12 protein-coding genes are annotated in these 13,311 nt (G+C 66.7%); 6 read left to right on the top strand and 6 right to left on the bottom strand.

Annotated features, from left to right (window positions below):
• The first annotated feature begins 65 nt into the window (after window positions 1-65).
• Window positions 66-509 carry a hypothetical protein gene (locus ACZY08_RS22800; RefSeq protein ID WP_463746875.1) on the top strand — a complete coding sequence of 148 codons (444 nt, stop codon included), beginning with the start codon at window positions 66-68 and terminating at the stop codon, window positions 507-509.
• Between the two features lies 1 nt (window position 510).
• On the opposite strand, the gene ACZY08_RS22795 is transcribed toward ACZY08_RS22800, so the two are convergent.
• The 3 genes from ACZY08_RS22795 to ACZY08_RS22785 all read right to left on the bottom strand — a co-directional run bounded on the left by ACZY08_RS22795 (window position 511) and on the right by ACZY08_RS22785 (window position 4,021).
• Complete coding sequence (locus ACZY08_RS22795) at window positions 511-1,725, bottom strand: CHAT domain-containing protein (RefSeq protein ID WP_463746874.1); 1,215 nt, start codon at window positions 1,723-1,725, stop codon at window positions 511-513.
• Complete coding sequence (locus ACZY08_RS22790) at window positions 1,707-3,455, bottom strand: ATP-binding protein (RefSeq protein ID WP_463746873.1); 1,749 nt, start codon at window positions 3,453-3,455, stop codon at window positions 1,707-1,709. The genes ACZY08_RS22795 and ACZY08_RS22790 overlap by 19 nt, the downstream gene beginning before the upstream one ends.
• 71 nt (window positions 3,456-3,526) lie before the next feature.
• Entirely contained in the window at window positions 3,527-4,021 is a 495-nt protein-coding gene (locus ACZY08_RS22785; RefSeq protein ID WP_463746929.1) for a lipoprotein LpqH, read from the bottom strand.
• Window positions 4,022-4,207: 186 nt separating this feature from the next.
• Between ACZY08_RS22785 and ACZY08_RS22780 the strand changes: the two genes are divergently transcribed.
• From ACZY08_RS22780 to ACZY08_RS22770, 3 genes are read left to right on the top strand one after another with little or no spacing between them, the layout of a single operon-like run.
• Window positions 4,208-4,501: a hypothetical protein gene (locus ACZY08_RS22780; RefSeq protein ID WP_463746928.1), complete on the top strand. Its 294-nt coding sequence runs from the start codon at window positions 4,208-4,210 to the stop codon at window positions 4,499-4,501.
• 3 nt (window positions 4,502-4,504) lie between these two features.
• On the top strand, window positions 4,505-5,677 hold the full coding sequence (locus ACZY08_RS22775) for a winged helix DNA-binding domain-containing protein (protein WP_463746872.1): 1,173 nt from the start codon (window positions 4,505-4,507) through the stop codon (window positions 5,675-5,677).
• Entirely contained in the window at window positions 5,674-6,243 is a 570-nt protein-coding gene (locus tag ACZY08_RS22770; protein WP_463746871.1) for a hypothetical protein, read from the top strand. The genes ACZY08_RS22775 and ACZY08_RS22770 overlap by 4 nt, the downstream gene beginning before the upstream one ends.
• Before the next feature lie 3 nt (window positions 6,244-6,246).
• On the opposite strand, the gene uvrA is transcribed toward ACZY08_RS22770, so the two are convergent.
• Complete coding sequence (gene uvrA, locus ACZY08_RS22765; protein WP_463746870.1) at window positions 6,247-9,141, bottom strand: excinuclease ABC subunit UvrA; 2,895 nt, start codon at window positions 9,139-9,141, stop codon at window positions 6,247-6,249.
• 73 nt (window positions 9,142-9,214) lie between these two features.
• Here uvrA and ACZY08_RS22760 point away from each other — a divergent pair, with 73 nt between their 5' ends.
• On the top strand, window positions 9,215-9,898 hold the full coding sequence (locus ACZY08_RS22760; protein WP_463746869.1) for an MBL fold metallo-hydrolase: 684 nt from the start codon (window positions 9,215-9,217) through the stop codon (window positions 9,896-9,898).
• 17 nt (window positions 9,899-9,915) lie between these two features.
• On the opposite strand, the gene ACZY08_RS22755 is transcribed toward ACZY08_RS22760, so the two are convergent.
• A complete protein-coding gene (locus ACZY08_RS22755) occupies window positions 9,916-10,359 on the bottom strand; it encodes a universal stress protein (protein ID WP_463746868.1) in 444 nt (147 codons plus the stop codon).
• Window positions 10,360-10,716: 357 nt separating this feature from the next.
• On the opposite strand from ACZY08_RS22755, the gene ACZY08_RS22750 reads away from it, so the two are divergent.
• Window positions 10,717-12,255 carry a glycosyltransferase family 39 protein gene (locus ACZY08_RS22750; protein WP_463746867.1) on the top strand — a complete coding sequence of 513 codons (1,539 nt, stop codon included), beginning with the start codon at window positions 10,717-10,719 and terminating at the stop codon, window positions 12,253-12,255.
• Between the two features lies 1 nt (window position 12,256).
• Here ACZY08_RS22750 and ACZY08_RS22745 read toward each other — a convergent pair whose 3' ends face one another.
• A complete protein-coding gene (locus ACZY08_RS22745; RefSeq protein ID WP_463746927.1) occupies window positions 12,257-13,105 on the bottom strand; it encodes an acyl-CoA thioesterase in 849 nt (282 codons plus the stop codon).
• Window positions 13,106-13,311 lie beyond the last annotated feature (206 nt).

Here is a 13,311-nt window from a genome sequence, read left to right as displayed (position 1 = left end):
CGGCACCAGGATAGAGGCGTCGAAGTTGGGTTCGGTAGCGGTCGGTCGGCCGGACCCTTGGGGACATGACCGACGTCGTGCTGCTCACTGTCCTGTGCCTGTTCTGCGCCGGCGCCGCGCTGACCACCACTCGCCGGGCACGGTGCGTCTGCCGGGACGACGAGGCCGACGAGCGTCTCGTCACTCTCGGCGAATTGGTCGCCGAATTCGACCACATGCTGGTCCGCAAGGGGCTCATGACGCGGGTTCAGCTCGAGCTGATCCGCACCGGCACCCGGTCGCGCGGAATCATCACCGGAATGCGGGCCACCGGGACCATCCGCGAGGACTACCGCGAGGTCGAACTCGACCTCATGGTCAGTAGGCGCGGCGGCGGCCAGTTCCCGGTACGTCAGCGGGCATTGATCCCGGCATCGGCGCTGGCAAAAGTCTCACCGGGCAACGTGATCGACGCGTACTACCGGCCGGGCAATGAACGCGTCGTGGCGGTCTGTGTGACCCCGGCCTGACTCAGCGGGCGCCGTCGACGCTGAACGTGGCCACCGCGGCCCAGTGCAGTGGGCTGGCCGTCAGGTCGCCGTCACGCCACCGGCGCATCATGGCCCGCTGCCAGCGGTTCACCGCCCGGCCCGCGTCATCGTCGCGATGTGCCAGATCCACCCCGACGATGGTGTCCGTCATCGGATCGGCCTCTGCGCCGGCCCGGCTGAATTGACGGAATCCGGCCGTGGTCGGCAACGACCACAGGGTCGCGGTCACCAGTTGCGCGCCACCCAGGATCATCGCCGCGACCAATCCGGCCGCCTCGTCGAACCGGTAGTCGCCACCGGAGGCGCACGCCAGCAACGCCACTCGGGGCGGGATGGGCAACTGCGCCGCGATCATCTCCCCCGCGGTCAGAGGCCGGCTCTCGGCCAGATGCAACGCCGCGCGGTCGGCGTGCCCGTCGGCTCCGTCAGCGGCGCTGGCGTGCCCGACGTAGAGCAGCCGGCTCGGGTTCTGTGCGCAGGCATCGGCCAACCACCCCCGGTCGGTATCGGTACGCCGGAACAGCTCGACGGCCGCGTCGACCTTCGGCAGCACGGGGTGGCCGGCCACCAGCTCACTGAAATGTTCCGACAACGGCGTCTGTGGTGACGGGCGGCCCAGCACCGAGCCCAGGGCCGAATCCGGTCGCTGTCCCGGAATGCGGGGATCCAATACCAGCACCGGTGGACAGTCGAGGCGTTCCGTCCAACGCGCGGCGCGGCGCGGCGCATGAACGATGTTGGGCGGCACCGCCATCAGTACATCCACCAGCTCCATCAGCCGGAAGCCCTCGGCACCCGGCATCGCGAGCTGGCCCCAGGGCACCCGGCCCAACCGCGGGCTCGGTGTCACGAAAAGCACCGGTCGGACGTCGGCGACGCAATCGGCCAGCAGTTGCCAGCCGTCGATCCCGATGAGGTGCGAACCGAGCAGGCGGGCCAGCTCGAGTTCGGTCTCCGGGGTGGCGAATGCGCCGGTGACCACGGCCCGTTCGACTGCCTCGGCAGGCGTTTCGGTACCGATCGGGTCCGGCAGCGCCGGATTGAGTACCGCCTCCACCGCCTCCATGTGCGGTTCCTCGATCACCCACGTGATCGAGCGTTGCGGCTGCCCCACCACGCGCAGGCTGACGTAGGTCGCGATGCCGACGTCGGCGAACCGGAGTACCAGAGTGTCGGTCACGGCCACGTCGTCCATTCCGCACCAGACGCGGTGACATCGCACCCATACCGCTGCAGCGCGAGCTCCCGGTAGTGGCTTAATATCGGACCCGAGCTCGGGTCGATCCGCAGCGGGGGCAGCGGGCCGAGCCGGGTCAGTGCGCCTTCACCGCCGACTGGTGCCGCGGCGGCCGCGACGGCGAGTTGCGGTGCGAGTTCGGCCTCGACCGGTACGGCCGCCGTGGCGGTCTCGGCCCATTCGGCGGCCGGGCCCGGCTCATCCGCTCGATTCGTACTGAAAGTTCCTCGTGCGCTGTGGTATTCGATCAACTCACAGGTCAGCTCGGTATTGTCCGATTCCCAGGCCACCGCGAACGCTCCCGCCATCAAGGGAGCCGCAACGCTGTGGGCCCATCGGGCCCTGGCCCCCGCGTCGGTGATCGTGTATCGCACCGAATCAACGGCGAGCGCCGCGGGGACCTTCAGGTCGGCGGCGCGGTCGAGCTTGACCATCCCGCGGCGGTACCTGCGGCTACCCGGGCGGCAGTTGAACGTGCCGGACCCCGCGGCATGCCGAGCCTCGACCTGTTCCCAGCTCTGCCCCGGTTTGCCCAGACCGTCGAAGCCCATCCCCGCCAGCGCGTCGGCCCGCCAGATGTTGCCGAGGTGCGCGTCCAGCCGCGCGTACTGCAACCAGGTGCGCCGGGGCGAGGCGTCCAGCAGGCCCCTGGCCTCGTCCACCATCGCGATTGCCTCGTGGAAGGCGCCGCGGAACAGAGCTATCCAGCTCCGTTGCAACAGAATTCGGTGAATATGCAAGGGCCGCTCAATTTCGCGCCAGTGCCGCTCGGCGTGCGCCCAGCATTCGTCGGCCTCCCGCAACCTGCCCAGACCCACCCGGATCAACCCGAAGTAGAGCCAGCTCCGGGATACGTCATGAGCGCGGGCGTGCTCGGCGATCACCGGGTAGGCCTCGGTCACCAGGTCCTGGGTGTCGGAGTACTGACCGGCCGACCAGGCCGCGGCCCCCCGCTCCAGCTGAGCGCGGGCGGTGTCGAGCTTCCAGCCCCGGGCCTGCGCACGCGCTCCGGCCCGGCGCAACCATGGCTCGGCCTCGTCGAGACGGCCGGACTCGATGCAGAACCGACCGTAGCCGAGCGCTCCGGTGACGAAAAGGTGATCGGCCTCGGCATCCTCAGTGTCGGGCGCAGCGCGGTCCTCGAGGACGTCCAGCACCTCGGCCCACACCGGCACCGATACGGCATACAGGTCGTCGTCGCACAGGCTGCTCGCGATCAGAATCCTGGTGTGGCAGATCAGGTTACGATGTTCGGACCGCAAATCGTCGAAGTCCCCGTCGATTTCGATCAGGGTCGCCAGATGCGCTGCGGCGCCGTCATGATCGCCGCGGGCGGCGGCCAGTCCGGCTTCGAGGAACTCCACCCTGCGCGTGTAGCGGCAGATCATGTGATCGATCTCGGAATCGGACATGGTGGCCTGTGCGGCGAGGTCGGGCCGTTGTCCCGACCGGATCGATTCGTAAATCGCCAGACAATCGCGGATGCGGGAAATGCTCTCCACCACACCCTCATACGCGGTGCGTACCAGGAATATCTCGCCGAGCTGTGCGAACACCTCGAACGCATAGTCGTCGCGGTCAGCCTGCTCGATCAGGGGCAGCAGCGAGACCAGGAGATCGCGGGCCGCAACCTCGTCGGCGGCCAGCGCCAGCTGACGGGCACGGTCGAGATCGCCGGCGATGGTCACCCCTGCACCCTATAAAAGGGGCGGGCGCACCCGGCAGGAGGTCCGCCAGGCACGCCCGCCATGTCGGGAGATCAGCTGCAGGACACCGTGATGGTGAACGGCTTGTTGATCATCCCGGCCATCGGGTTCTTCATGTCGGCACCCGACGCTTCACCGGTGATGGTGTAGGTGTCCCCGTCGACCTTGACCTCGGCCGAACCGACCTTGACGCCCATGGCCTCGCTGACCGCCAACGCGCTGCCGTCGTAGACCAGGCCCAGCGACTCGACCTTCGGCGCGGCCTCGTCGGTCATCACCACGCCCAGGCCCTGCTGGCCGCCGACGGCGGCGCTGGCCACGTTGATCTTGCCGCCCTGTTTCACACAGGTGACCGAGTTCAGGTCGAGGCCCGCCAGGTCCGAACCGTCGACCTTGACCTGGGTGTTGCTCCCGGAGCTGACCTTGGTGTCGGTCGCCGACGCGGCCGGCTTGTCCGCGGGTTTGTCGGCAGGCTTGTCGTTCGAGCAGCCCACCAGCACCGCACCGGTCGCGAGCAGTCCCATGGCGCCGGCGATAACTCGATTCATGGCCATTGCGTCTTCTCCTTCGTTTCACGTTGCCCCGATGGCTCCGTCGTGTCCCGAAGTCTTGGCGGGCCCAAGTGCTACCGATCCCAAGAAATGTCGGTTCCCGCAGGTAACGTGGGGTGCATGACGGACCCATCGCAGCCGGACCGATCCGAAGAATCCGCAGCAGCCGAGGAGCCCGCCACCATCGAGGGCGAGGTGGTTCCCCCGGCTCCGGCCACGGGTTCTGCGCCGCGGCCCGTCCCGGGACCGGTTTTCGGGCCGGCGGACCCGGGCTACACCTCAGCCGGGGTGCCGACCTTCGATGCGGTCCGCGAGAAGATCGAGACCCGCTACGGCACCGCGCTCGGAGCGTCCGAACTGGACGCCGAGACACCTGAGGGCCGGTCCATCGAGGAGCAGTACGAGAAGCGCCAGAAGGCGGCAGCCGAACGCTTGCGGCAGATCCGTGAGTCCATGGATAAGCAGGACGACGCCTGACCCGTGCGATCGTTCACACCCGCCGAGCGCCGGGCCCGGCTGGCCCGGCGCCATTTCTTGTGCCGACCGGGGTCCTCCATCGACGACACCACGCGCGCCTTCGTCGGCCTGCACGCGACTGACCCCTCGACCCCCTACCTGTCCCTGTTCGCCCGGCTGCCCGGCTTCACCATCGACGATCTGGACAAGGAGCTGTACCAGCGGCGCACCGTGCTCAAACACCTCGCGATGCGGCGCACACTGTGGATCGTGCGCGCCGAGGACCTGCCACTGGTCCAGGCCGGGGCCAGCGACCGGGTGGCCGGCAACGAGCACCGCAAACTCGTCGGCGATGTGGAGAAGGCCGGTGTGTCCGCCGACGGCGCCCAATGGCTGGACACGGCATGCCAGGCGGTCCTGGCCCACCTGCGCGAACATGGACCAACGCCCGCGGCCCAATTGCGCAGCGCTCTGCCCGAACTCGCCGGGAGTCACGACCCGGCGCCCGGAAAGCGCTGGGGTGGCGAAACACCGCTTTCTCCAAGGGTTTTGACAGTGCTCGGCGTGCGGGGTGACATAGTGCGCGGCCCCAACGACAGTGGCTGGAACAACTCACGGCCGCGCTGGACGGTCACCTCCGACTGGCTCGGGGCACCGGTGCCGACCGCCGACCCGGACCATGCGCGCACCGAGCTCGTGCGGACCTGGCTACGGACGTTCGGCCCGGCCACCGTCGCCGACATCAAATGGTGGTTCGGCAACACCCTGACCTGGGCCCGCCACGCCTTGCGGGATACCGGCGCCGTCGAAGTGGACTTAGAAGGCGCTCCCGGCGCCGTGGGTTATGTACTGCCCGACGACCTCGACATCGAGCCGGATGCCGAGCCCTGGGCGGCCCTGCTCCCGGGACTGGACGTCACCACGATGGGGTGGTTTGACCGCGACTGGTACCTCGGCGCTCACCGCAGCCAGGTCTTCGACACCAACGGCAACGGCGGGCCCACGGCCTGGTGGAACGGCCGAATCGTCGGCGGCTGGAGTCAGGACGCTGACGGCCGCGTCCAAGTCCATCTTCTGGAAGAGATCGGGCGCGACGGCACTCGCGCATTGCAACAGCGCGCCGATGCGCTGACCGAATGGCTGGCCGGCGCCCGCGCCAATCCCCGGTTCCCCTCACCACTGACCAAGCGCTCATGATGCGATTCGCGGGTTGGGGGCTGGTGGCCATGACCGGATGCGCCGTCATCAGCCTTGTCTACGGGTCGAGTTTTCCCGGCGAACCATCGGACATCTTCTATTTCGCGGCATTGACTCTGGTTCCGCTGTTCGTCATCTCGTGCGCCTTGGGCATCGCACTGCGACGCAAGACCGGACGGTGCGACCGGGCGCTGATACTGGCGAGTCCGGCGTTGGTAATCGCAGGCATCGTGCTGGTCTGCACAAACGTCCCACTGCAACTGCATTGGCGAATGGCGCAGCCGTCATTCGATCGCGCTCTACTGGCCTTCGATGCGGACGCCAACTTCGGCAAACATCCCGGCCATATCGCCGGCTACCCCATCGAGTACATCGCGCGCCCGGCCGACAACTTCGTCGACTTCACCTATCGCGACGGCCAGAACGGCTGGAACGGCTTCGCTTACAGCGCCGACGGCAGCGCACCGCAGACCCAACACAAGTCAGCCGGCGATTACGTCATCGGCTGGGCGAAACGCCTTGGCCCGCACTGGTTCGCGTTCCAGAGCTACCACACCGTGCACTGACCGTCAGGCGCTGACCTTGCGCCGCTTGGTTTTCGGCGCGGGTACATCGATCAACTCGGCAAGGAACTGCCCGGTATAGCTGTCGGGGTTGGCCGCCACGGCCTCGGGCGTACCCTGCGCGACAACCGTGCCGCCGCCGGCCCCGCCTTCGGGCCCCATGTCCACGATCCAGTCCGAGGTCTTGATCACGTCGAGGTTGTGCTCGATGACGATCACCGTATTGCCCTTGTCGACAAGGCCGTTGATCACCTTGAGCAGCTTGCGGATGTCCTCGAAGTGCAGACCGGTGGTCGGCTCGTCGAGGATATAGACGGTGCGCCCGGTGGACCGCTTCTGCAATTCCGCCGCGAGCTTGACGCGTTGCGCCTCGCCGCCGGACAACGTCGGTGCCGGTTGCCCCAGGCGCACGTAACCCAGGCCGACGTCGACGAGGGTCTTGAGGTAGCGGTGGATCGAACTGATCGGCTCGAAGAACTCGGTGGCATCCTCGATCGACATGTCCAGCACCTCGGCGATGGTCTTGCCCTTGTAATGCACCTCGAGGGTTTCCCGGTTGTACCGGGCGCCCTGACATACTTCGCATGGCACATACACATCGGGCAGGAAGTTCATCTCGATCTTGATGGTGCCGTCACCCGAGCAGGCCTCACAGCGGCCGCCCTTGACGTTGAACGAGAACCGCCCGGGCTGATAGCCGCGGACCTTGGCCTCGGTGGTGGCGGCGAACAGCGACCGGATCTTGTCGAACACCCCGGTGTAAGTGGCCGCATTGGACCGCGGCGTGCGGCCGATAGGTGACTGGTCGACGCGGACCAGCTTGTCGAGTTGATCAAGGCCGTTGACTCTGGTGTGCCTGCCGGGCACCTGCCGGGCACCGTTGAGCTTGTTGGCCATCACCGAGGCCAGGATGTCGTTGACCAGGGTCGACTTGCCCGAGCCGGAGACTCCGGTGACCGACGTGAGCACGCCGAGCGGGAAGGCGACGTCGATCTCCCTGAGATTGTTCTCCCGGGCCCCGACGACCGTGACCTGACGACGCTTGTCGGTGGGCCGGCGGATGGCCGGGACCTCGATGCTCTCTTTGCCGGAAAGATAAGCGCCGGTAAGGGATTCGGGGTTGGTCAACAGGTCCGCATACGTTCCGCTGTGCACGATCCGGCCACCGTGCTCACCCGCGGCCGGGCCGATGTCGACCACCCAGTCGGCGTGCGCGATGGTGTCCAGATCGTGTTCGACGACGATGAGGGTATTGCCCAGCTCACGCAACCGGACCAGGGTGTCGATCAGCCTGCGATTGTCACGCTGGTGCAGGCCGATGGACGGCTCGTCGAGCACGTAGAGCACCCCGACCAGCCCGGAGCCGATCTGGGTGGCCAGCCGGATACGTTGCGCCTCACCACCGGACAGAGTGGCGGCAGCCCGCGACAGCGACAGGTAGTCCAGGCCGACGTCGAGCAGGAACCCGAGCCGCGACTGGATCTCCTTCAGCACCTGCCCGGCGATGGCCTGCTCGCGATGCCCGAGCGTCAGTGCGTTGAGGAATTCGGCGCAGTCCGCGATCGACAGCTCGGCCACCTCGGCGATGGACTTCGCGCCGAACTCCCCCGCGGCCATCGTCACCGCGAGAATCTCAGGCTTGAGCCGCGTGCCGTTGCACTCCGGGCACGGGATGTCACGCATGAAGCCCTCGTAGCGTTCCTTCATCTGCTCCGAGTCGGTCTGCTCCATGCGCCGCGCCAGGAAGGCCATCACGCCTTCGAAGTCCGCATAGTAGGACCGGGTGCGGCCGTAGCGGTTCTTGTACCGGACGTGGACCTGGTGATCAGAGCCTTCGAGAATGGCCTTGCGCGCCTTGGCGGGAAGCTTCTTCCACGGGGTGTCGACGTCGAACCCGAGTTGATCGCCCAATCCGGACAGCATCCGGGTGAAGTACTCGGCACTCTGCCCCACGGCCCACGGCGCGATGGCGCCGCCGGCCAGCGTCAGGTCCGGATCGGGGACGACCAGTTCGGGGTCGACCTCTTTGCGGATTCCCAGGCCCGTGCATTCCGGGCAGGCGCCGTAGGGAGAGTTGAACGAGAACGACCGGGGTTCCAGATCGTCGACGGCCAGCGGGTGGCCGTTGGGGCACGCCAGTTTCTCGGAGAACCGTTGTTCGCGATGCGGATGGTCGTCCTCACGGTCGACGAACTCGAGCACCACGATGCCGTCGGCCAGGTTCAGCGCGGTCTCCACCGAATCGGTGAGCCGCTGCTTGGAGCTGGCCTTGACCGTCAACCGGTCGATGACCACCTCGATGTCGTGCTTTTCCTGCTTCTTGAGCTTGGGCGGATCGGTCAGCGGATGCACCACGCCGTCCACCCGCACCCGGCTGTAACCCTGAGTGTTGAGCTTCTCGAACAGGTCGACGAACTCACCCTTGCGGGTGCGTACCACCGGGGCCAGCACCTGGAACCGCAGGCCCTCGTCCATGGCCAGCACCTGATCCACGATCTGCTGTGGGGTCTGACGGGCGATGCGCTCACCACACACCGGGCAGTGCGGGGTGCCCGCGCGGGCGTACAGCAGACGCAGATAGTCGTAGACCTCGGTGATGGTGCCCACGGTCGAGCGAGGGTTGCGGTTGGTCGACTTCTGATCGATCGACACCGCAGGCGACAGGCCCTCGATGAAGTCGACATCCGGCTTGTCCATCTGTCCGAGGAACTGCCGGGCGTATGCCGACAGGGACTCGACGTAGCGGCGCTGCCCCTCGGCGAAGATGGTGTCGAAGGCCAGCGAGGACTTGCCGGACCCGGACAGGCCGGTGAACACGATCAGCGCATCGCGCGGCAGATCGAGGTCGACTCCTCGCAGATTGTGCTCGCGGGCACCCTTGACAATAAGGCGGTCAGCCACGCGTTTCCTTTCCCACGACAGACTTCACGCCCATGCTATGTGCGCCCACCGACAAGCCGGATACGGTGGCGCTATGACCAGCCCTCACATCGCGGTTGACGACACCTACACCGGACACCAGGAGCCCGGCACCGCCGCCCGGCGCGCCCTGCCGAACGCCTCGATCATCAAGGTGTCGGTGGGCCCGATGGACAACAACGCCTACCTCGTGACCTGCAATTCCACCGGTGAAACACTGCTGATCGACGCCGCAAACGACGCCGAGGTGCTGCTGGACGTGATCAAACAGCAGACACCCAAGCTGTCCCTGATCGTCACCAGCCACCAGCATTTCGACCACTGGCAGGCGCTGGAAGCTGTGGCAGAGGTCACCGGAGCGCCGACGGCCGCACACTCCCTGGACGCCGAGCCACTGCCGGTGACGCCCGACCGGATCCTGGCCGACGGCGACACCATCACGATCGGCGACCTCACGTTCGACGTGATCCATCTACAGGGTCACACCGAGGGGTCGGTTGCGCTGGCCCTCAAGTCACCGGACGGCCTGACCCACCTGTTCACCGGCGACTGCCTGTTTCCGGGCGGGGTCGGTAAGACCTGGCAACCCGGTGACTTCGAGCGGCTACTGGGTGATGTGAGCGCCAAGGTGTTCGACGTCTACGACGACCGCACACTGGTGTACCCCGGCCACGGAGACGACACCACGCTCGGCGCCGAACGTCCCCATCTCGGGGAGTGGCGCGAGCGCGGTTGGTAGTCGTCTGCCGGTGCGGCTCAGCTGGTGTGGACGATGAGCACGTCGGTCTTGGACCGGCGTGCCACGTTCGCCGGCACCGAGCCCAGCAGACGGCCGGCGATCGTGCTCAAGCCGACGTTGCCGACCACCAGCAGATCCGCCTGGACGTCCTCGGCGAGCTCGACGAGCGCATCGACCGGAGCGCCGACAACCGGCCGCTCCTCGATGTCGGTGGCGCCGGCGGATTTCGCACGATCGGTCGCCTCGCGGAGGATGGCGTAGATCGGTGCATTGCCCGCCATCTTGTAGCCCTCGTCCTTGAGCACATCAGCGGCACGCTGATCTTCGCTCTGGGGGAAGTAGGCGGTCGCCACGATCAGCTTGGCATTCGAGCCGGCGGCAATCTGACCGGCGCGGTCGACTGCACGCAATGACGAATCAGATCCGTCCGTGCCGACCACCACGGTTCGATACGCGCTCATCAATACCCTCCCACTGTCAGTTGCAACGCCACCCGAGACAGTAACCCGTCGTCCGCTGACCAGGGGGGCGAATCACGACACCCACACGGACAGCCGACAACTGAACCCATATTTCGGTCCCGGAACGGCGAATCGGCCCTGATGTTAACCCTCGGAACCACAATTTCGGTGCCGACCGTGACGTAGTCGACGCGGATCGAATCGGGGTTGCCGCCAGGACGATTCACCACCGTAGTGATCCAGCTCATCTATCGGTGCGCCGCTCGACACGGTGGGCAATAGCACTGTCGGAGAGAGCGAGTCGGGTGCCCCAGGCTAATCTTTGGCATCGGTTGAGGGGGTGACACGGTCGCTGACGTGGATCTATCGCTGAATGAGCGTGCCGACGGCGCGGGCAGGCGCGTCGATCGAGACATCCGATTCGACGCTCTGGCGGTGGCCGCGTTCGCCATTGTGCTGAGCGCAGCAGGGGCTGCCCGGCCCTCACTGTGGTTCGACGAGGCCGCCACCATATCGGCGGCAACCCGATCGGTTTCCCAGCTCTGGGACCTGATCGGCCACATCGACGCCGTGCACGGCCTGTACTACCTCGGCATGCACGGCTGGTTCACCGTTTTCCCGGCAACAGAGTTCTGGTCCCGGTTCTCCAGCTGTCTCGCCGTCGGCGGCGCGGCGGGCGGAGTGGTCGTTCTAGGCCGGCAGCTCGGCAGTCGGACGGTATCGGTCTGTGCGGGAGTTATTTTCGCGATATTGCCCAGAGTCACGTGGGCCGGCATCGAGGCTCGGTCCTATTCGTGGTCGACGCTGGCGGCGGTGTGGCTGACGGTTCTGCTCATCTTCGCGCTCCGGCGCGATCGTACCGCGTTGTGGGTGTCATACGGTGCGCTACTGGCGATTTCGGCCGTGCTGAACATCTTCGTGGTTCTGATGGTGATCCCACATGCCGTGGCCGTCATGATGCTCTGCGACCGCCGTCGCAACAGAGCCGGCTGGGCTGTGGCCACCGCGGCCGCCGTCCTGATGGTGGTTCCCTTCATCTCGTGGTGCCGTTCGCAGAGCTTCCAGGTCGGCTGGATCTCACCATTGGGCCTACATACGGTCGGCGAAGTCCTCATGGAGCAGTACTTCGACCACAGCCTGGCCTTCGCGCTACTGGCGGCGGCCGTGCTCAGTGCACCCTTGTTGGTGAGACGGCTACGGCCCACCGATGCCGGCGCCCGGCAGCTCGTGCTTGTCGCCGCGATGTGGGTGCTCGCACCGACAGCGGTGCTTCTGGTGTATTCGGCTGTTTCCCAACCGCTTTACTACCCGCGTTACCTCTGCTTCACCGCACCGGCAATGGCACTGCTGCTGGCAATCTGTGTGGTCGCGGTGGCCCGCAGCCGGGAATGGATCACTGCCGTATTGGCGGTGTTCGCCCTGACCGCGACACCGAACTACATCACGGTGCAACGCGGCCCTTACGCCAAGGAAGGCATGGATTTCAGCCAGGTCGCAGACGTCATCTCGGCACACTCATCCCCCGGCGACTGCCTGATCTTGGACAACACGACCTCATGGAAGCCGGGCCCCATCCGCCCCCTCACCGCCGCCCGGCCGGCCGCGTACGCCGACCTCGTCGACCCCGGTCGCGGTACCCCGGCCTGGAAACGAAATCGGTTGTGGGATGCGCACCTCGGGATCTGGGGCGTCGCAAACGAGGTGCGCCGGTGCACGGTCTTGTGGACCGTGTCCGAACGCGACCCTTCGGTGCCCATCCGACAGAGCGGACCGAAGCTTCAACCGGGGGCGCGGTTGGACCGCGCTCCGGCCTATCAGGTGCCCGAAAGCATGGGTTTCCACATCGTCGAACGCTGGCAGTTCAACTTCGCCCAGGTGGTCAAATCCATCCGGTGAGTCAATCGCGTCTGGCCCGGCCGAAGTACATCTCCTGCGTTGTCGAACACACCAGTTGCCCCGCCCGGTTGTACAGCGTGGCGCTGCCCAGCCCGCGCCCGTTGATGCCGCTGGGTGAAACCTGGTCGGCCAGTACCCAATCCGTCAGATCGGCCGGACGGTGGAACCAGATGGCCAGGTCGATCAGCGCCGAGAAGACCGTCACCTGAGTCGCACGCCGCATCGTCACCGTGGCATCAAGCAACGCCGTACCCGAAAAGTACGTCAGCAGACAGCTGTTGACGATCGGATCATCGGTGACCGGTGCGGCAGGACGCCACCACATCCGGGTGCGCTCCGGTGGTTCCGGCAGATCGATCGCCAGCCGCGGCGGCGCGTCGATGTAACGCCGCTCGATCCACTGCGGACGCACCCAGTACCCGCCGGCCTCATCGGCGAACGCCTGCAACTGCTCCTCCACCGGGGGCAGGGTCTCGGGATCTGGCACCTCCGGCGCGGATTGCTGGTAGTCCGCGGCGTCCATGTCCACGCTGAACGAGACGAGCGCTTCCAGCAACACCTCATCGCCTTGGCGCCCGATGACCCGGCGGGTGGACAGCGATCCGCCGTCGCGCAGGTTGTTCACCTCCATCTGCACCGGATGCCGGGCATCCCCGGCCCGCAGCAGATACACGTGCAGGCTGTGCGGCAATCGGCCCGGAACCGTCCGACTGGCTGCCATGAGCGCCTGGGCGGCGATATGCCCACCCACGATGTGATGGGAGGGGTTGTCCCGCTGTTCGGCGACGAACATGCCGTCACCCGACTCGACCAGGTCGAGCGTGGACAGGACATCGGCAAGGGGCAGCATGGGCACCGCAACATTATTCGTGGACCTCTTTCCGCTGAGTGGCGGGGGCTCTCACCCGAGCGAGTGACGGGAACACCGCCTCGCAGTCCGCGCATCCACGCCCGGCAAAGGAGGCAACCGCAATATCCGTACCCGCACCCGCCGCCGGCCCCAAGACTTCAGAGAGCTCGCGGCGGAGCTCCGCGTCGCGGAGTTCAACGTGCTGC

The organism is Mycobacterium sp. IDUB_9 (assembly GCF_055419505.1).
Note: the sequence above shows the minus strand (reverse complement) of the source record. Positions and strands in the feature narration are given on the sequence as shown.